We start from the raw sequence: 17,434 nt of genomic DNA on the forward strand, positions 1-17,434 counted from the left end.
AACGTTGAAGAAAGAAGTGCAGGAGGGTTGGATCTGATGCCGTCGATCAGACGGGGGGATTGCCAGGCAGGTCTTTACGGCTGCTGAGCACGCGGTCAATGAGTCCGTACTCAACAGCTTGTTGAGGGGTTAGGTAGCTCATCCGGTCGGAGTCCTTGCTCAGATCTTCCACTGAACGACCTGTGTTGGTGGAAAGGATTTCGAGCATCGCCTGCTTGTTGTGCAGCACTTCTTTGGCCCGGATCTGGATGTCCGTCGCCTGGCCGCGGGCGCCGCTGCGGGGTTGGTGCAGAACGATGGAGGAGTGAGGCAATGCAGCCCGTTGACCTTTCGTTCCTGCTGAAAGGATCACCGCCGCCGTGCCCATGGCCTGGCCGATGCAGATGGTGTGCACCGGAGGCTTGACGTAGCGGAGGGTGTCGCAGATGGCGAAGGCTTCGGTCTCGAAGCCGATGGCATCACCCGAGTACCAGCTCGTGCCTGTGGAGTTGATGTAGAAGTAAATCGGCTTCTCTGGGTTGTCGAATTCCAGATAAAGCAGCTGAGCAATGATCAGCTCAGTCACGTCGATGCCCATCTGACGCTTGGCGTCGTCGTCAGAGAACAGGGGCAAGCCCAGGTAAACGATCCGCTCCTTGAGCAGGAGTGAGGGAAGGTCAGGAGGTGGTGTGCGCATCACGGCGCTGTCGCCGTAGTACGGGGCCGAAGTTGTCATCTCCACCATCGCGGTGGGGCGAGCCTAGCCGGGGTCAGCGGGCTTGCGGTTGCTGGTTTTGGCCGGTTTCCCCTGACTTTTCGATTTCGTTGCAGGCTTGGTGTCGGTTGATGCATCCTTCTCGTCCAACCGTGCAAACACCATGCGACCGGTTGGGGTTTGCAGGGCACCGGTTACCACCACAGGTTTGCGTTGGCCGATTAGCGATTTCGCCTCGTTGACCACCACCATCGTTCCGTCGTCGAGGTAGCCGACACCCTGGCTGTCCTCCTTGCCTTCACGCACGATCTTGAGTTTGAGCTCATCGCCGGGTTGCACTTCAGGCCGCAACGCGATCACCAGCTCACTCAGATTCATCACCTTCAGGTCTTTGACCTGGGCCACCTGCGCCAGGTTGAAGTCTGCGGTCACCAGCGTGCCGCCGGTGTCAGACGCCAGCTGCAGCAGTCGGTCGTCGGTTCCCTTGCCGTCGTAACGGGTGCTGTTGATCACCAACCGCCGTCCGTAGGTTTCCCGCAGATCCTTCAGCAGCTTCAGGCCACGTCGGCCCTTGGCCCTCTTTTCGATGTTGGTGGAGTCCGACAGCTGTTGCATCTCATCGATCACCGATTCGGCAACGATCACCTGCCCTTCCAGCAAGCCGCAGGCGAGCATGCCGCGGATCCGGCCATCGATGATCACGCTGGTGTCCAGAATCTTGGCTGTGGCGGGGGTCAGCACCCCATCGGCCACCAGCAGCGCCTCTGTGCTGGCGGGATTGAACAGGCGCAGCAGCGTGCGGCCGTGAACTTCCGCCAGGTTGCTTCCCAGAATTCCGAAAAAGACGTTGCTCACCACCGCGAGAAGGGGTTTGAGCAGAACAATTCCCCCGGAGAACGGAAGCAGCAGAACGGGCAGCAGCAGCAGGTTGGCTACCAGCAGCCCCAGGATCAGGCCGACAGCGCGGCTCACCAGTAGATCGGTGGGCATGGTGCGCACCTGTTGCATCAGGCGCACCCGCAGCTTTTTGAACACCAGGCCTGCAATCAAGCCAACGCCACCGCCAGCTCCGCTGAGCTGGAGACGTAACTGTTCAGCATTGGTGGTTGCACTGACCAGGCCATCGGGCAGCAGATGAATCCCCATCCACCCGGCAGCTGCACCGGAAACGACAAACAGAAGCAGGATGAGCGGATCCACCATGGGTTCAGGTCGTGGCAGCTCGATCCGGATGCCAAAAGCATGCCTTATCCCATCCCGCCCCGCAGCGCCTACCTCCACATTCCCTTCTGCCACCGGCGCTGTTACTACTGCGATTTCGCCGTTGTTCCCCTGGGGGACCAAGCCCGCGCCGATCAGGGGCCTGGCAGTCGCTCGATCCGTGAGTACCTGACCCTGCTGCATCGGGAAATCGCCTCTGCCCCAAGCGGTCCGCCTCTATCCACGGTCTATATCGGTGGGGGAACGCCATCGCTGTTGTGCCCTGATCAGATCGGAGCACTGCTCGATGCCTTGGCAAACAAATTTGGTCTTCAGCCGGGTGCGGAAATCACCCTGGAGATGGATCCGGCCACCTTTGATTCCGCGCAATTGGCCTCCGTACTGGCCCATGGAGTGAATCGCATCAGCCTGGGGGGCCAGAGCTTTGATGACGCGGTGCTCGAACAGCTGGGGCGTCGGCACCGCCAGAGCGACCTCCATGCGGCGATCGACTGGATGGTGCAGGCCTTGAGCGATGGCACGCTTCGATCCTGGAGTCTCGATCTCATCCAGAACCTCCCGGGCCAGACCCTTTCCGGGTGGGATTCGCAGTTGGATCAGGCGATTGCCAGTCAGGCCCCCCATCTCTCGATCTACGACCTTTCGGTGGAACCGGGCACGGTGTTTGATCGCCAACGCTCGCTTGGCCTGTTGAAGCTGCCGGAGGACGACCTTGCCGTTGCGCTGATGGGGCGAACCACCCAACGACTCGCAGCTGCCGGCCTCAGCCGCTACGAGATTTCAAACCACGCCCGTCCGGGGCATGCCTCCCGACATAACCGGGTGTATTGGAGTGGTGCCGGTTGGTGGGGATTTGGCATGGGAGCGACATCAGCACCCTGGGGGGTGCGCTTGGCGCGACCCCGCACCCGCGCTGCCTATGCGGCATGGCTGGATCACCCTCCTGAGGAATCCATCGCCGAGGCTGGTCTCCCCCTGGATGATCAATTGCTGGTGGGTCTGCGGCGCAGGGAAGGAGTGACCCTTCAAGGTCTTGATGCCGAGGCCCTGGTGCGACGTTGGCAACCGTTCGTTGAGCGTGGATGGCTGCAGCAGCGAGCAGGGCGTTGGTGCCTCACCGACCCCGAGGGCATGGCCCTCAGCAATCAGGTGTTGATTGAGGTGATTCTTTGGTGGGAGGAGTGTGGTTCCGGGTCTGGCTGACCCAACCCTTCAATGCGTCGATGAACAAGCGGCGGCCATCCACGAGCGCTGGGCTGAACGGAGGTTGTTTGGCGGTGAGCCCCAGCAGATCTGCCGTGACGCGCACCTGGCCGTCGCAGCCGTCACCTGCACCGATGCCGATCACCGGGATGGTTAGGGCCTGCTGCACCCGGCACGCCAGCTCCGATGGAACATGTTCCAGCACCAAGGAGAAGCAGCCCTTCTGCTCGAGGGTGCATGCCTGCTCGATCAGGCGTTCCTGGCTGATGGCGTCCGTGGCCTGGCGGCGATAACCCAAACGATGCACGGCCTGGGGGGTGAGGCCCAGATGCCCCATCACAGGAATGCCCATCCGCACCAGTCGGTCGATCACGGCGACGACCTCCGGTTCCGCTCCCTCCAATTTCACCGCTGCAGCACTGGACTCCTTCAGCAGGTGTCCTGCAGCCGCCACGGCGCGGTCTTCACCGCACTGGTAGCTGAGAAAGGGCAGGTCGCAGACCAACAGGGGCTGATCGGCGGGCATGCTCGTCAATCCCCGCGCCACCGCCTGGGTGTGATGGAGCATCTGGTCCAGGCTCACCGGCAGGGTTGTGGCATGGCCCAGCGCCACCATCGCCAGTGAATCACCGACCAGCAGCACATCGGCACCGGCGGCTTCAGCCAGAGCCGCAGAGAGGCTGTCCCAAGCGGTGAGCACGGCGATGGGTTGGCCCTTCTGCTTGAAGCGGGTCAGATCAGAAGGACGCATGCAGCTTCAGAACCCCTCGGGGGCTCATTGCTAGCATTCGATGGATTCGGGCCCATGCGGCTCTGACGCCCAAATCTGGTCAGGACCGGAAGGGAGCAGCCACACGGGATGCTCAGGGCAGGCGTGGGTTCCGGGTCACCACCTTCGAAAGAGTCGTCAGACCACAAGGCCTGACGGGACTCTCATACCGTGCCGTTGTCTTGTTGTTGACGGCGACGCAGGAATTCAGGAATTCTCGCGCCGTTCTCTTCGGGTTCAGCACGGTTTGACATGGATGGCATGGAGCGGCTGCGCTCGCTGCGGTAGGGCTGCTTGTTTTCGAATCCTGTGGCGATCACCGTGACGTGAATCTCGCCTTCGAGCGCCTCATCCACCACAGCTCCCACGATGATGTTTGCTTCGGGGTCGACGACGTCGTAGATCACCTCTGAAGCCGTGGTCATGTCCTCCAGGGTCATGTCCTTGCCGCCGCTGATGTTGATCACACAGCCTTTTGCGCCATCGATCCGCTCGGTTTCAAGCAGTGGGCTGGCGATCGCGGCCTGGGCTGCTTCCACGGCTCTGGAGCGACCGGAACCGATGCCGATGCCCAGCAGTGCCGTTCCCGCTTCTGTCATCACGGAGCGAACGTCCGCAAAGTCAACGTTCACCAGGCCAGGGCAGGTGATGATGTCACTGATGCCTTTGACGCCCATGCGCAGAACATCGTCCGCACTGCGGAAGGCTTCCTGAAGGGGAGCTCCGCCGATGGCATCACGCAGGCGGTCGTTGGGGATCACGATGAGGGTGTCCACGTGTTCCGCCAAGCGAGCGATTCCTTCGTCGGCCTGACGCATGCGACGACGGCCCTCGAAGCTGAACGGCTTGGTCACGATGCCGACGGTGAGAGCACCGACTTCACGGGCGACTTCGGCCACCACTGGTGCGGCACCAGTACCGGTTCCACCGCCCATGCCAGCGGCAATGAACACAAGATCGGAGCCCTGCAGTGCGTCGTGCAGGTCAGTACGGGATTCCTCGGCTGCTTTCTGGCCGATGGTCGGATTGCCACCCGCGCCAAGCCCTCGGGTCAGGGTCTGCCCCAACTGCAGGCGTTGCTGGGCTTGCGACTGGATTAGGGCCTGTGCATCGGTGTTGAGAACGCGATAGCCCACACCCTCAAGGTCACTGAGGATCATGCGGTTGACGGCATTACTTCCACCGCCGCCAACGCCGATTACCTCGATGCGGGCGGATTGGCTGGGCTGGATTCCCGCTGCCGTGTAAGACCCTGAGCCGCTCACCATCTCCATCGTCGAGGCAGAACCGTTTGGTTGCGATGCATTATGTCCCTGAAGCTTGGTCTCGGCTTTAACAGATCACAAACCAGGAACTGAGGTTGTGGTCTCCAGATTTTTAATCCTCTGGATTCAGGGTTGTGTTTTGACCTTTTTGGGCTCGGGTGGCGTCGGCAGTTGCAGTTCTGGTCGGTCCGGATTGCTGAGATCAAGGCTGCTCTGATGGGCCTGGCGCAGCTGCTTCGGCAACGTCTTGTTGAGGTGGACGATCGTCTCGATCTGGGCGTTCAGAAGGGCTGGTTCGCCACCTAGATCGATCTGGCCCAGTGCGGTGGTGATCAGGCTGACATTGCCGTCGGGGTGAAGCACGATGGCTTTCAGCCTCCCCTCGAAGCGATCCCGTTGTTGCAGCAGTGCAGCGATCTGGCTGCGTTGTTGGTCGTTCCAACCACGCACCACGATCTCCGTCAGTGGCTCTGGCAAAGCGTCGCTCAGGGGGATCCACTGCCCTTCGGCGTTCAGCAGCCCCCGTTCCCGTCCAAAAGGACCCTGACGCACCGCCTTGGCGACGGGAATCTCGGGCTTCAGGCTGATCAAGAGGCGAGCAGGCAGCATTCGTCGCTGCACATGAGCGCTTTGCACCGGCAAGGACTTGATCAGCTGTTGTTCAAGTGCCCTGGGACTGACCTCTAGCAGGGGTTGGGGAAAGCGCAGCTTGGCGGCCTCGATGACCTGATTGGCCTCAAGGGCAGTGCCACCGGTCAGGATCAGCGCCTCAGGGCTCCGCAGCGTCCAGCCATGGCGCAGCAGGATCCAGGAGAATCCACCACTGACAAGCAGCAAGGCCACAAAGCGCCAAAGTTGAATCAACAGGGTCTGGCGACGCTGCCGGCGCAATTCCCGGCGCCGGGCGACCTGAGTGGAAACCGGCTGTTGGGAGGATTTGTTGTTGGTCGAGACCCGGCTCAAAGGTCGCACCGGGCCCGTGCCATCAGTTGCTCACCCCAGCTGCGCGCTCGGTCGGCATCAGAGAAGGGCACATCCATCTTCAGATCTTTACCGATGAGGCGAAGACGACAGCGGCCCTGGGATTCCTCGGTGAGGGGAGCTTCGCCGGACGCCAGTGACATCAGTTCCACAAGCTCCAGCCTGCAGACATCAAACGAGCCCTGATCTTGAAAACTGCCCGCTTCGAAGCTGCTCCATTGCAGTTCACCGTCTTTCAGGCGGGCACCGCCACAACCGTCAAGCTTGGCGAGTTCGGAGCCTTCGGCCCAGGCACGAAACAGGTTTTGGCGCCGCCGTTCCAGCCATCCGAGCGACGCCAGCAGCACAAAGGCCAGCAGCAATGGAAACCAGAGCAGTCCGTGGCTCATGGGTCAGGCGAAGGACGCTGCGCTCATTCTCCTGCTGTTTGGATCAGTTTGTGCACCAACTGTTCGAGTGTTACGCCGCTGGCCGCCCAGAGCATCGGGAACATGCTCTGGGCTGTGAAACCAGGCAGGGTGTTGATTTCGTTGATCCAAAGCTGATCGTTGGCGTCGTCGTAGAAGAAATCCACCCGCCCCATGCCGTTAACGCCAACGGCAGCGCAGGCCTGCAAGGCCTGCGCGCGGATGCGGTCACTCACCTGATCAGGCAGGGGTGCTGGAATCAACGTGCTGCTTCGCCCTGCGGTGTATTTCGTCTCGTAGTCGTACCAGTCCGCATCAAAACGAACCTCGCCGATCACCGACGCTTCGAGCGTGCGTCCTCCCAGGACGGCGCATTCCACTTCTCTGGCGTTGACGCCCTGCTCCACCACAAGCCTTGGATCGAGTGCTGCTGCCTGGTTGAGGCCTTCTTCCAGTTCCTGCCGGGAACGTACCTTGCTGATTCCAACCGACGAGCCGAGATTGGCTGGCTTCACAAAACAGGGGTAGTTCAGTTCGGTCTCAATCCGATTCAAGAGGGCTGAACGGCTGTTGGCGTCCTCGAGTTCGGACGCGTGAAGAGCCACATAGGGCACTTGAGACAGCCCGGCGCTGGTGAAGGCGGACTTCATCGCCTGCTTGTCCATGCTGACGGCGGAGCCGAGAACACCGGCCCCCACAAAAGGTTTGCCGGTCAGTTGGAACAACCCCTGAATCGTTCCGTCCTCGCCATTGGGACCATGCAGCACCGGGTACCAGATGTCGACAGCGTCACATCCCTCCGGGAACCCTTGGAATCCTGAGGGTGGCAGGGGTGAAGTGAGCTCCGGTGCGGTTTCGGAGACCAGGGTTGCCTCGGCCACTTCCGTTCCCCACCAGCGACCATCACGGTCGATGTAGATCGCCTGCACCGTATAGCGCTCTCTGTTGTGCCCGCTGCGCAGGCCTCGGACGACGGTCGCCGCAGAACGGATCGAAACGTCGTGCTCTCCAGAGCGGCCTCCAAAAACGAGCCCGACCGTGATGGGACTGGACGGCATGAATGCTGCGACCCCTGAGCAGTGGGAGCGCCAAAGGTATCAGCGTTGTGCTCAGCGGGGCAGGGGGCTGCCGCTGAGTGAAAAGGAGCGCACGGCATCGATGCGCACCTGCACGAGATCGCCGGCTTCGTAGGCCTCACCATCCGGTCCGGTGGCACTGAAGAAGGTCAGGCGATTGGTGCGGGTTCGTCCCATCAGCTGCGATGGGTCCTTGGGATTGATGCCCTCCGCTAGTACTTCTTCAGTGCGCCCCTCGTAGCGGGCATTGGCCCTGCGAGCGCAGCTTTCGACCAGGGCATTGATTTCGCGCAGGCGTTCCACCTTCACCTCTTCCGGCAGTTGGTTGTCCCAGTCAGCCGCTGGGGTATTGGGCCGGGGGGAATAGGCCGCCGTGTTCACCTGATCGAAGCCGATCTCTTCGATCAGGTTGAGGGTGCGGCGGAACTGCGCATCGGTTTCGCCGGGGAAAGCAACGATCACATCGGCGCTCAACGAGGCATCGGGCATGCGCTCACGGATGCGGTCGATGATCCGCCGGTAGCGCTCAACGGTGTAGCCCCGGGCCATGGCCTGCAACACGTCGTTGTCCCCGCTCTGAAACGGAATGTGGAAGTGTTCACAGAGCTTGGGCAGGTCGGCACAGGCATCGATCAGCCGCTCGGTGAAGTAGCGCGGATGGCTGGTGGCAAAACGGATCCGTTCAATGCCCTCCACGTCGTGGACGTGATGGAGCAGATCGGTGAGGGTGTGTTGGCGGCGACCCTCTGGTGTGATGCCCGGCAGATCACGGCCATAGGCATCAATGTTCTGGCCGAGCAGGGTGATCTCTTTGTAGCCCTGGGCGGCAAGACCCTCCATTTCGAGCTTGATCGCCTGGGGCAGCCGTGATTGTTCTTTGCCCCGCACGGAGGGCACCACGCAGTAGGTGCAACGTTCGTTGCAGCCGTAAATCACGTTCACCCAGCCGCAGATGCTGCTGTCCCGGCGGGCCGTGGTGATGTCTTCAAGGATGTGGTGGTCTTCAGTGGCAACCACCTGCTGACCGCTGTCCACCTGCAGCAGCAGGGTCTCAAGCCGGTTGGCGTGCTGCGGTCCCATCACCAGATCCAGCTCCGGAACGCGCCGCAGCAATGATTCGCCCTCCTGCTGGGCAACACACCCCGCCACCACCAGGGTGAGATTGGGGTTGCTGCGTTTTCTCTGGGCTTGTCTGCCGAGGTAGCTGTAAACCTTCTGCTCGGCGTTGTCCCGGATGGTGCAGGTGTTGTACAGCACCAGATCGGCATCCAGTTCGGCTGACGCCTCCTGGTAGCCCATGGCCTCCAGGATTCCCGCCATTCGTTCGGAATCCGCCTTGTTCATCTGGCAGCCGAACGTAGTGATCCAGTAGCTGCCGCGCTGGGGATTGGCAGTGGCGTCAGTGGCGAGGGGGGCGGAGGCGACCAAATCTCTGGCTCAAGCCTTCTCAGTGTGAGTCACAGCGGTGTTGTGTCAGTTTGGAGATTGACGGCCGGATGGCGATGGGCTGGGCCCTCACACGGTTTTCGCTCACCAAGGCCGTGCCCCTGACGATCAGCCGGGGCACCACAGCTGCCGTGGTGCGATTGGAGCTCAGGTTGGAACGTGATGGCCTGGTCGGCCGCGGCGAGACCGGTGGATTTGAAACCGGCCACCGTGCCTTTGCCCTGGAGGCTGTGGAACAGGAACTGCTGGCGCTGTTGCCGCACCTAGAGGCTCTGGATCCCAACCGTACGCAACGGTTCGAGCCCCTGCTGGCAGGCCTGAGTCCACCGGCTCGTTGTGCCATCGACCTGGCTTTGTGGGACTGGCATGGGCAACGGCTCGGCCATCCGCTATGGCGGCTCTGGGGACTGGATCCAGCCGAGGGTGTGGCCACAAGCGTCACCCTGGGACTGGCTCCTGTGGATGCCGTGTTGGATCGTCTGGACCGCTGGTGGACGCAGCTGCCGGCGACGCGGGTGAAGCTCAAGCTGGGCAGCCCAGACGGGTTGGACCACGACCTCAGCCTGTTGGAGGCTGTGGCCCAAGCCATCACGGATCGATCCCAGCGGCAGGGTGTGGTGGTCGAACTGCAAGTGGATGCCAACGGTGGATGGACCGTGGATCAGACCAGGCGAATGCTGGAGCCCCTGGCCTCACACCAGGTGGTGCTGCTGGAGCAGCCCCTGGCTCCTGATCCGGATCCGACGCAGGACACAGCCGGATTCGCGGCGCTGCACCCGCACTGTCCGATGGCCTTGGTGGCGGATGAAAGTTGCTGGGATCTGGAGGATCTCCTGCGTCTGGCTCCGGTGGTGGATGGTGTGAATCTCAAGCTTCTGAAGACCGGGGGGCTCAGTCAGGCCCTGCTGATGGCCCAATTGGCGCAGAAGAAGGGGTTGGACCTGATGGTGGGGTGTTACTCCGACAGCTCCTTGTTGAACGGTGCAGCAGCTCAGATGTTGCCTCTGATCCGTTGGCCGGATCTCGACAGCCATCTCAACTTGGTGGATGACCCCTTTGTTGGCCTTGAGTTGCAGGACGATCGTTTGCGACCTTCGGCGATGCCTGGATTGGGGATCCGCCAGGCAGGAGGCACAGCAGCCTTATGAGCGGGATTCAGGCGCCGCCGGGATTTCGGGAGATGCGTTTGGTGCTGCTCCAACACGGCGGTTTGGCCAGCCTCACCGGCAAGACTGGTCTGGCCATGCTCCGCCACCGTGCCGGACCGATCGTCGCGGTGATCGATCCCGACCATGCGGGCCAGTCTCTGCAACACGTCACCGGCATCGAGCGTGACGTGCCGGTGGTGGCGGATTTGGCTGCGGCTCTGCCCTACAAGCCTGAGGTCGCGGTGGTCGGCCTGGCTCCCTCGGGGGGGCGGCTGCCTGATCCTGTCCGCCACGACGTCTTGGCGGCGTTGCGCGCAGGCCTCCATCTCGCCAGCGGACTCCACACCCGCCTGGCCGATGATCCGAAGCTCGCGGATGCCCGCTGGCCCGACCGCTGGATCTGGGATCTGCGTCGGGAGCCGGAAGGACTCAACGTTGGCCAGGCACGCGCCGCAGCGCTCCCCTGTCGGCGCCTTCTGGCCGTTGGCACCGATATGGCTGTCGGCAAGATGAGTGCATGCCTTTCTTTGCTGGAGGCGGCCCAGCGCACCGGCATTTCCGCGCGCTTTGTAGGGACAGGACAGGCGGGAATCCTGATCAGCGGGGAAGGGGTCGCTCTGGATGCTGTTCGCGTCGATTACGCCGCCGGTGCGGTGGAGGCGGCGGTGCTGCGGGCGGCGGATGCTCTGCCGGACCGTGGCCTTGTGCTGGTGGAGGGGCAGGGATCGCTCTGCCATCCGGCCTCAACGGCCACCCTGCCCCTGTTGCGGGGCACCCAGCCGACGGCCCTTTTGCTGGTGCATCGGGCCGGCCAGCAGACCATTGATCGACTGCCTCAGATCCCTCTTCCAAGCCTTGAGGCCTTGGTGGCCACCACCGAAACCCTGGCGAGCTGGGCTCGGCCTGATGGGGCAGGTCAGCCAGCCAAGGTGGCCGCTGTCGCCCTCAACACCGCACGTCTCGATGAAGCTCAGGCTCGAGAGGAGGTGGAGCGCGTCAGCCAAACGCTGGGTCTGGCCTGTACCGACCCCATCCGCTGGGGTGCTGAGCCTCTCCTGGGAGCTTTGATGAGTTGTTGAGAAGGGCGAGCGAGGGGATTCGAACCCCCGAATAGCGGCGCCACAAGCCGCTGCCTTAACCACTTGGCGACGCCCGCCGCGTCCGTGAGAATCTACCAACACGAGCTGCAGCCTGCCTGGTGTCCCCTTCATCGCGTCCGCAAGGTCGGCCTGCTCTGGCGATGTTGGCGGGGGGGGTTGCGGCGGCCGGTGTGCTGTCGCTTGTGGTCTCCAACCCGTCGATGGAGGACTATCAAGCCCATGCCGGAGACCAGCTGGTCAGGTTGGGCGCCAAGGAACTGTGCGACGAACCGACCCTTCCGATGGTGCTGCGTCTTTGGATTCGCAATTGCCCTGAACTGATTGCCTCCCAGCGGGATGCACTGGCGGCGTTGGCGGGGCAGTTCACCACCCGTCGCAACCTGGTGGTGGCCAGTTTGTATTCCACCCAGATGGAAGGGAAGGAACTGCTGCCAGGTCTGCGCCTGCCCGGCTTTGAAGTCCTCAGCCTTGGTGTGGCAGGTCGTTTCGTGGTCCTCAGCACTGATGCCAGCAACGGTGCTGAGGAGTGATGGACGCCCCGTCGCTTGAGGCCCAGCCGGGAAGTGGTGTTCTTGAGGCCTGGGCACCCCTTGGACTACTGGATTTCACCCCTTCAACGCCCCTGCCAGATGTCGCGAAGCAAGGGCTAACGCCCGTTCGCCTTGACTGGCATCAGGGGCGCTTGCGGGAGCCCAAGCCCCTGCCCGCCGGTCACGTGCCACCGTCTCGGATGGTGCTGCCGCGCTTGGTCGACTGCCATGTCCATTTGGACAAGGCCTACACCTGGCAGGAGCATCCCAACCTCAGCGGCAGCTATGCGGGAGCCCTCGACGCCAATCTGCGGGAGCACAACACCCGAACCGTCGCCTCCGTGCTCCAACGCGGAGAGCGCGCCATGGAAAGGGCGTTTGCCAATGGGCTGCGGGCCATCCGCAGCCATGTCGACAGTGGTGGCCCCGGCGCTGAGCCCAGCTGGGATGCGCTGCTCACGCTGCAGCAGCGCTGGCGCAGCCGCATCGATCTCCAGCTGGTGGCGCTGGTGCCTTTGGCCTTCTGGGGGACAGCTGAAGCTGATGTTCTGGCGCGTCGCGTCGCCGCCAGTGGCGGCTGCTTGGGCGGTGTCGTGACTCCCCCCTGCGGATCTTCTGTGGTCACCGAGCAGCTGGAGGCGTTGTTGCGCTTGGCTGATCGCTACAGCTGCGGCGTAGATCTGCACATCGATGAAGCGGATCATGGTGCGGCGGAGGGCATGGTTCAGCTTCTGAAGGCTCTGCGGCGCGTACCAGTGCAGGTTCCAGTCACCTGCAGCCATGCCAGCAGTCTTTCCCTGCTGCCGGCGCCACGCCTTATGCGGTTGGCAGAGCGCATGGCGGCAACACAGATCAATGTGATTGCCCTGCCTCTCACCAATGCCTGGTTGCTGGCACGGGCGGATCACGCCACACCACTTCAGCGTCCGCAGGCCCCAATCCGTCAGTTGCAACGTTGCGGTGTTCCTGTTGCGGTTGCGGGTGACAACGTGGCTGATCCTTGGTTCCCGGGAGGCGACTTTGATCCCTTGGCCCTGCTGTCTGCTTCGATGCCGTTGACTCAGTTGTTGCCCTGGCAGCGCCTGGGCCTGGCTCCCTTCACTACAGCGCCGCCCGCCATTCTTCAGTTGGAGTGGGATGGGGTGCTGCGGGCCGGTGCTCCAGCCGATCTGATCTGCACGGAGGGCCGGGGATGGTCAGATCTGATCCAGTGTTCTCCCCGGCGTCAGATTCTCGTGAACGGCCACTGGCAGTCGTCACCAAGCGCTAGACACTGACCAGTGTTCCGCCACGTCATGGGTCGCGCTGAAGCCTTGATTGCCCTGCGGCAAGCCCTCAGCGTTGTTCCGGATCTGGAGCTGTTGGAGGAACCGGGGGAGCTTCAGCGCCATTCCCGGGATGCCTTTGATTACTCCCCTGTCCTGACGCCGCGGCTGGAGGCCTGCCGTGCTGAGTTGGTGGTCCGCCCCGGCTCGGTGGACGCCGTCGAACGACTGGCTTCGGCCTGCGCTGAGCACCAGATTCCCTTGACCCTGCGTGGTTCCGGGACGGGGAACTACGGCCAGTGTGTGCCTCTGCAGGGCGGCGTTGTGATGCTCACCACGGCCCTGCGGCAGATCCGTTCGATTGATCCGATCACTGGGGTGGTGACCGTGGAACCGGGCTGTGTGATGCGTGATCTGGATCAGGAGTTGCGCCGGCATGGACGCCAGCTGCGCTTGATGCCCAGCACCTGGCGCAGCGCCACTATTGGTGGCTTTGTTGCAGGGGGATCTGGGGGCATCGGTTCGCTGCGCTGGGGCTTTCTGCGGGATCCAGGCCATCTCCTCGGGTTGGAGATTGTGCCTCTACGCCCCGATGCCCAGCGCCATCAACTCGGCGAGATGGATGCCGAGGCCTTGAACCATGCCTACGGCACCAACGGCATCATCACGGCCCTCAGCCTGGCCACAGCTCCAGCGGTCAACTGGCACCAGGTGAGTGTGGACTGCGAGCACTGGGAGCAGGCAATTGAGCTGATGCAGAGGATCGCTGCCTCGGCCTTGGATCTCCATTTGGCGAGCCTGCTGGAACAGCCGCTGCTGTCGCGGATGCCCGGCTGGGGTGGTCCTGCCGTCTCAGCCCACCGGCTGCTGTTGCTCGTCGCACCCGATGGGCTCAAAAGCTTGCAAAGGATGGTTCAGTCAGCCGGGGCCAGCCTGCGGGATCTCGGCCCTGAGGATCTTTCCGGGGGCAATGGCTTGCGCGAGCTGAGCTGGAATCACACCACCTTGCATGTGCGGGCCTCCGAGCCGGGATGGACCTACCTGCAGATGCTGTTGCCGCAACCGGAGGCCCCTGCGATGGCGGCACTGAAGCAGCGCTGGGGTGATGCCCTGGTCTGGCATCTCGAGCTTGTGCGACAGCAGGGCTGTCCCCGCCTGGCTGCTCTGCCGTTGGTGCGTTGGCAGGGAGCAGATCAGCTGAACCGGTTGATGGACGACTGCAGGGCCGCGGGTGCCGTGCTGTTCAACCCCCACGTGATCACTGTGGAAGACGGCGGCCTTGGCGTCATCGATGCCGATCAGGTGGCGGCCAAGCAGCGCTTTGATCCTGCCGGTCTGCTCAATCCAGGCAAGCTTCGGGGTTGGGAGGAGCGCTCCTGAGGATCAGCAGCCAAGACTGTCGAAGGTGGCGACTCCCGTGCTGGGGTTGATGCCATCGGCCTCGCCGCATAGACGGCGTTGATCATCACGATCGAGCAGGGCGTCAGTGAAGTCAGCCCCCTCGATCTGAGCGTTGCTGAAGCTGCTGCCCGAAGCAATGATCCCGGTTAGGACGGCATTGCGTAGATCGGTGGCGACAAAGTCAGCGCGATCCATCAGGGCATCGGAGAGGTCAGCGCCTTGGAAATCAGCCTCGGCGAAGGCCCCTTGGGTGAGGATCGCGCCATGCAGGTTGGCGCCCCGGAAATTCGCTCCGCGGCCCACAGCTCCGGCAAAGGATGTGTTGGCCAGGTTCTGCCCCTCGAAGTCACCGTTGCTCTGGTTGGTGAGCGTGTAATCCACTTTTTCCTGGAACAGGGCCCGGTCCTGCAGCCCCACCCCAGCTGAGGTATCAAGGGCCTGGGCAGGCGTTGCCATGAGCAGAAGGGGCAGGAGAAGGCCCAGCAACCTGGAGATTCGCAGCACAGTCCACGCGCAAGCTGTGGTCACTCTGCCGTTACAACGCCACGAGCGAACAGGTCACCGATCAGATACAGCGATCCGGCAACAATCGGTACAGGTGTCGGCCATTCGTTGCTGCTGAGGTGGTTCAGCACGGTTTCAAGGCCGTCGGCCTCCTGCAGCTGGTGCTCGAGCTGAGGCAGTTCCTGGAGGAGGGCCGACCGGCTCCAGCTCTTGTGGCTCGGCACAGGAATGATCCAAGCCTGGTCCTGCGGCTGCAGCAGCGTCTGGAGCATGGCGACAGCGTCCTTATGGGCCTGGATTGCCAGGATCCACACCACGCCATTGGAGGCATCGATCCACTGGCTGCGTTCTTCGGCCAGCTGCACCGCTGCCGGTGGATTGTGGGCTCCATCCAGGCGAAGCTTTTGGTCCCCCCAATGCACGGTTTGCAGGCGACCGGGCCAGTGGGCTGTGGCAAAGCCCTCCTGGATTACGGCTTCAGGCAAGGTCCAGCCCAAGCCCGAGAGGGCTCGCAAGGCACCCAGGGCCACAGCGGCGTTGCTCCGCTGAATGGTGCCGGACAAGCCCAGTTGCCAGGTTGAATCCAGGGGCTTCACCCAGTGGAGCTTGGCCTGCTGGGTCCGGCAGGTTGTCTCCAGGACGTCCTGCACTTCAGGGGCTTGGACGCAACTGATCACGGTGGCCTGCGGCGGGATCGCTGCCGCTTTTTCGGTTGCGATAGCGGTGAGGCTGTTGCCCAGGTGCTCGCAGTGGTCCAGGCCAATGCTGGCGACAGCCACCACAGGGCGGCATGGGTGGGCCGTGGTTGCATCAAGCCTCCCTCCCAGCCCCACTTCCAGCACCAGCAGGTCGCAGGCGTGCCGTTGGAACTCCAAGAAGGCTGAGGTCACGAGCAGTTCAAATGGGGTGAGCCGATGCCGTTCGTTCAGGGGCTGGAGCGCCTGCAACTGGGTGCGCAGCGTTTCAGCGGCAATGGGCTTTCCCTTGATCCGGATGCGTTCGCACCAGCTCACCAGATGGGGGGAGGTTGTGACCCCGCAGCGGAGGCCGGCTGCACAAAGGGCTGATTCCACAAAGCTGACGATGGAACCCTTGCCATTGGTGCCCAGCACCTGAATCGCGGGGATCGTCCGACAGGGATGGTCGAGCTCGTGCAGTGCCGCATGCATGCGATCCAACTGCAGATCCATGCCACGCAGATCGAAGCGTGGGATCAGATCAGACAGATCGTCCACTCAGCTGACGCTGGAGAGGGTTGCCGCCAGGCGGCGCAGCAGTTCGCGCACCTCGCGCTTGTTGATGGTCAGTGGGGGCACCATGCGCAGCACCGAGGGGCCGGCCGCCACCAGCAGCAGGCCGTGGTCGATGGCGGCTTTTGCCAGCGCAGGGGCCTTCCAACTGCTGCCCTCCCGGATCACGATGCCTTGGAGCAGGCCCCAGCCCCGCACGCCTTGCAGGTGCTCGGGGAAGCAGTTCACCAGCTCTTGGAGCCCATCGCGCAGTTGTTCGCCGCGGGCAGTGACGTTGGTTAGCAGTCCTCGTCGTTCGATTTCGGTGGCCACCGTCAAACCCGCCCGGCAGGCGAATGGATTGCCGCCGAAGGTGCTGGCATGGTCGCCGGGTTCAAACACATCCGCGGATGCGTTCACCAGCAAGGCACCAATGGCATGGCCACCACCCAGGCCCTTGGCCAGGGTGAAGGCGTCAGGGCTGATGCCCAGCTGCTCATAGCCCCACAGGCGGCCACTCCGTCCCATGCCCACCTGCACTTCATCAAGGATCAGCAGGATGTTGTTCTCTGTGCAGATCTCGCGCAGGCGTGAGAAGAAAACGCGGTCTCCAGGGTTGACGCCACCCTCACCTTGCAGGGGTTCAACCAGAACAGCTGCGATCGAGGGACCGGCCTGTTCGTAGCGGTTGATCAGGGCTTCGAGAGCCTTTAGATCGTTGTAAGGGAAGTAATCAAACCCGTTCACCATGGGCTCAAAACCCTTGTGGTACTTGGGTTGACCGGTGGCGGTGACCGCCGCGAGCGTGCGGCCATGAAAGCTGGCTGCTGCCGTGAGGATCACGGGCTGTTCGATGCCGCGCCGTTGATGTCCGTGTTTCCGGGCCAGCTTGATCGCGGCTTCATTGGCTTCGGCTCCGGAATTGCAGAAGAAGACGCTGTCAGCACAGCTGTTGTGCACCAACCAGCTGGCCAACTCTTCCTGTTCTGGAATCTGATAGAGGTTCGAAACGTGCTGGAGGCGTCCCAGCTGCCTGCGCAGAGCCCGCTGCATGGCTCTGTCGCTGTGGCCCAGGGTGCAAGTGGCGATGCCAGCGACTGCATCCAGGTAGCGCCGCCCTTCGGTGTCCTTGACCCAGCAGCCTTTCCCTTTGGCCAGAGCCAAAGGGAAACGGCCGTAGGTGTTCATCACAGCG

The 17,434-nt window shown here is 62.7% G+C and carries 17 protein-coding genes, 1 tRNA gene and 1 other RNA gene; 7 read left to right on the forward strand and 12 right to left on the reverse strand.

Annotated features, from left to right (window positions below; translation table 11 throughout):
* Positions 1–46: 46 nt before the first annotated feature.
* Both Q3Y53_RS07410 and Q3Y53_RS07415 read right to left on the reverse strand, forming a co-directional pair.
* Positions 47–715, reverse strand: a complete 669-nt coding sequence (locus Q3Y53_RS07410; RefSeq protein ID WP_226425643.1) for an ATP-dependent Clp protease proteolytic subunit — start codon at positions 713–715, stop codon at positions 47–49.
* Positions 716–739: 24 nt separating this feature from the next.
* Complete coding sequence (locus Q3Y53_RS07415) at positions 740–1,897, reverse strand: PIN/TRAM domain-containing protein (RefSeq protein WP_226425642.1); 1,158 nt, start codon at positions 1,895–1,897, stop codon at positions 740–742.
* 39 nt (positions 1,898–1,936) lie between these two features.
* Between Q3Y53_RS07415 and hemW the strand changes: the two genes are divergently transcribed.
* Positions 1,937–3,118, forward strand: a complete 1,182-nt coding sequence (hemW, locus tag Q3Y53_RS07420; protein WP_303534701.1) for a radical SAM family heme chaperone HemW — start codon at positions 1,937–1,939, stop codon at positions 3,116–3,118.
* Here the strand turns inward: hemW and panB are convergent.
* Positions 3,054–3,869, reverse strand: a complete 816-nt coding sequence (panB, locus tag Q3Y53_RS07425) for a 3-methyl-2-oxobutanoate hydroxymethyltransferase (protein WP_226425640.1) — start codon at positions 3,867–3,869, stop codon at positions 3,054–3,056. The two genes, hemW and panB, sit on opposite strands and share 65 nt — an antisense overlap.
* 43 nt (positions 3,870–3,912) lie before the next feature.
* Between panB and ffs the strand changes: the two genes are divergently transcribed.
* An RNA gene (gene ffs, locus Q3Y53_RS07430) (signal recognition particle sRNA small type) lies at positions 3,913–4,010 on the forward strand.
* A gap of 41 nt (positions 4,011–4,051) precedes the next feature.
* Here ffs and ftsZ read toward each other — a convergent pair.
* From ftsZ to miaB, 5 genes are all read right to left on the reverse strand, one after another.
* Positions 4,052–5,161 carry a cell division protein FtsZ gene (gene ftsZ, locus Q3Y53_RS07435; RefSeq protein WP_226425639.1) on the reverse strand — a complete coding sequence of 370 codons (1,110 nt, stop codon included), beginning with the start codon at positions 5,159–5,161 and terminating at the stop codon, positions 4,052–4,054.
* Between the two features lie 117 nt (positions 5,162–5,278).
* Complete coding sequence (locus tag Q3Y53_RS07440; protein ID WP_226425638.1) at positions 5,279–6,124, reverse strand: cell division protein FtsQ/DivIB; 846 nt, start codon at positions 6,122–6,124, stop codon at positions 5,279–5,281.
* The gene (locus tag Q3Y53_RS07445; protein ID WP_226425635.1) at positions 6,112–6,522 is read right to left on the reverse strand and encodes a hypothetical protein; all 411 of its coding nucleotides are present in this window, start codon (positions 6,520–6,522) and stop codon (positions 6,112–6,114) included. The genes Q3Y53_RS07440 and Q3Y53_RS07445 overlap by 13 nt, the downstream gene beginning before the upstream one ends.
* A 23-nt stretch (positions 6,523–6,545) precedes the next feature.
* Positions 6,546–7,598 carry a D-alanine--D-alanine ligase family protein gene (locus tag Q3Y53_RS07450; protein ID WP_303534704.1) on the reverse strand — a complete coding sequence of 351 codons (1,053 nt, stop codon included), beginning with the start codon at positions 7,596–7,598 and terminating at the stop codon, positions 6,546–6,548.
* A 51-nt stretch (positions 7,599–7,649) separates the two neighbouring features.
* Positions 7,650–9,044 (reverse strand): tRNA (N6-isopentenyl adenosine(37)-C2)-methylthiotransferase MiaB, encoded by a 1,395-nt coding sequence (gene miaB / locus Q3Y53_RS07455; RefSeq protein ID WP_303534706.1) that lies wholly within the window; start codon positions 9,042–9,044, stop codon positions 7,650–7,652.
* A 74-nt stretch (positions 9,045–9,118) separates the two neighbouring features.
* On the opposite strand from miaB, the gene Q3Y53_RS07460 reads away from it, so the two are divergent.
* Together Q3Y53_RS07460 and Q3Y53_RS07465 are read left to right on the forward strand one after the other, a co-directional pair.
* Positions 9,119–10,210: a dipeptide epimerase gene (locus Q3Y53_RS07460; protein ID WP_303534816.1), complete on the forward strand. Its 1,092-nt coding sequence runs from the start codon at positions 9,119–9,121 to the stop codon at positions 10,208–10,210.
* Entirely contained in the window at positions 10,207–11,289 is a 1,083-nt protein-coding gene (locus Q3Y53_RS07465; protein ID WP_226425628.1) for a DUF1611 domain-containing protein, read from the forward strand. The genes Q3Y53_RS07460 and Q3Y53_RS07465 overlap by 4 nt, the downstream gene beginning before the upstream one ends.
* Before the next feature lie 4 nt (positions 11,290–11,293).
* On the opposite strand, the gene Q3Y53_RS07470 is transcribed toward Q3Y53_RS07465, so the two are convergent.
* Positions 11,294–11,366: transfer RNA gene (locus Q3Y53_RS07470), tRNA-His, on the reverse strand.
* Between the two features lie 84 nt (positions 11,367–11,450).
* Between Q3Y53_RS07470 and Q3Y53_RS07475 the strand changes: the two genes are divergently transcribed.
* The 3 genes from Q3Y53_RS07475 to Q3Y53_RS07485 are packed head-to-tail and all read left to right on the forward strand — an operon-like array spanning position 11,451 to position 14,485.
* Positions 11,451–11,840, forward strand: a complete 390-nt coding sequence (locus tag Q3Y53_RS07475) for a DUF4359 domain-containing protein (protein WP_226425699.1) — start codon at positions 11,451–11,453, stop codon at positions 11,838–11,840.
* Positions 11,840–13,117 carry an amidohydrolase family protein gene (locus Q3Y53_RS07480; protein WP_303534708.1) on the forward strand — a complete coding sequence of 426 codons (1,278 nt, stop codon included), beginning with the start codon at positions 11,840–11,842 and terminating at the stop codon, positions 13,115–13,117. The genes Q3Y53_RS07475 and Q3Y53_RS07480 overlap by 1 nt, the downstream gene beginning before the upstream one ends.
* Positions 13,118–13,135: 18 nt before the next feature.
* Positions 13,136–14,485: an FAD-binding oxidoreductase gene (locus Q3Y53_RS07485; protein WP_303534709.1), complete on the forward strand. Its 1,350-nt coding sequence runs from the start codon at positions 13,136–13,138 to the stop codon at positions 14,483–14,485.
* A gap of 3 nt (positions 14,486–14,488) precedes the next feature.
* Here Q3Y53_RS07485 and Q3Y53_RS07490 read toward each other — a convergent pair whose 3' ends face one another.
* From Q3Y53_RS07490 to Q3Y53_RS07500, 3 genes are all read right to left on the reverse strand, one after another.
* On the reverse strand, positions 14,489–14,962 hold the full coding sequence (locus Q3Y53_RS07490; RefSeq protein ID WP_226425623.1) for a pentapeptide repeat-containing protein: 474 nt from the start codon (positions 14,960–14,962) through the stop codon (positions 14,489–14,491).
* A 68-nt stretch (positions 14,963–15,030) separates the two neighbouring features.
* Positions 15,031–16,245: a folylpolyglutamate synthase/dihydrofolate synthase family protein gene (locus Q3Y53_RS07495; protein WP_368506437.1), complete on the reverse strand. Its 1,215-nt coding sequence runs from the start codon at positions 16,243–16,245 to the stop codon at positions 15,031–15,033.
* Complete coding sequence (locus Q3Y53_RS07500) at positions 16,246–17,427, reverse strand: aspartate aminotransferase family protein (RefSeq protein WP_303534711.1); 1,182 nt, start codon at positions 17,425–17,427, stop codon at positions 16,246–16,248. It lies immediately after the preceding gene.
* Between the last annotated feature and the right edge of the window lie 7 nt (positions 17,428–17,434).

Source organism: Synechococcus sp. YX-04-1 (assembly GCF_030546365.1).
GTDB lineage: Bacteria > Cyanobacteriota > Cyanobacteriia > PCC-6307 > Cyanobiaceae > Parasynechococcus.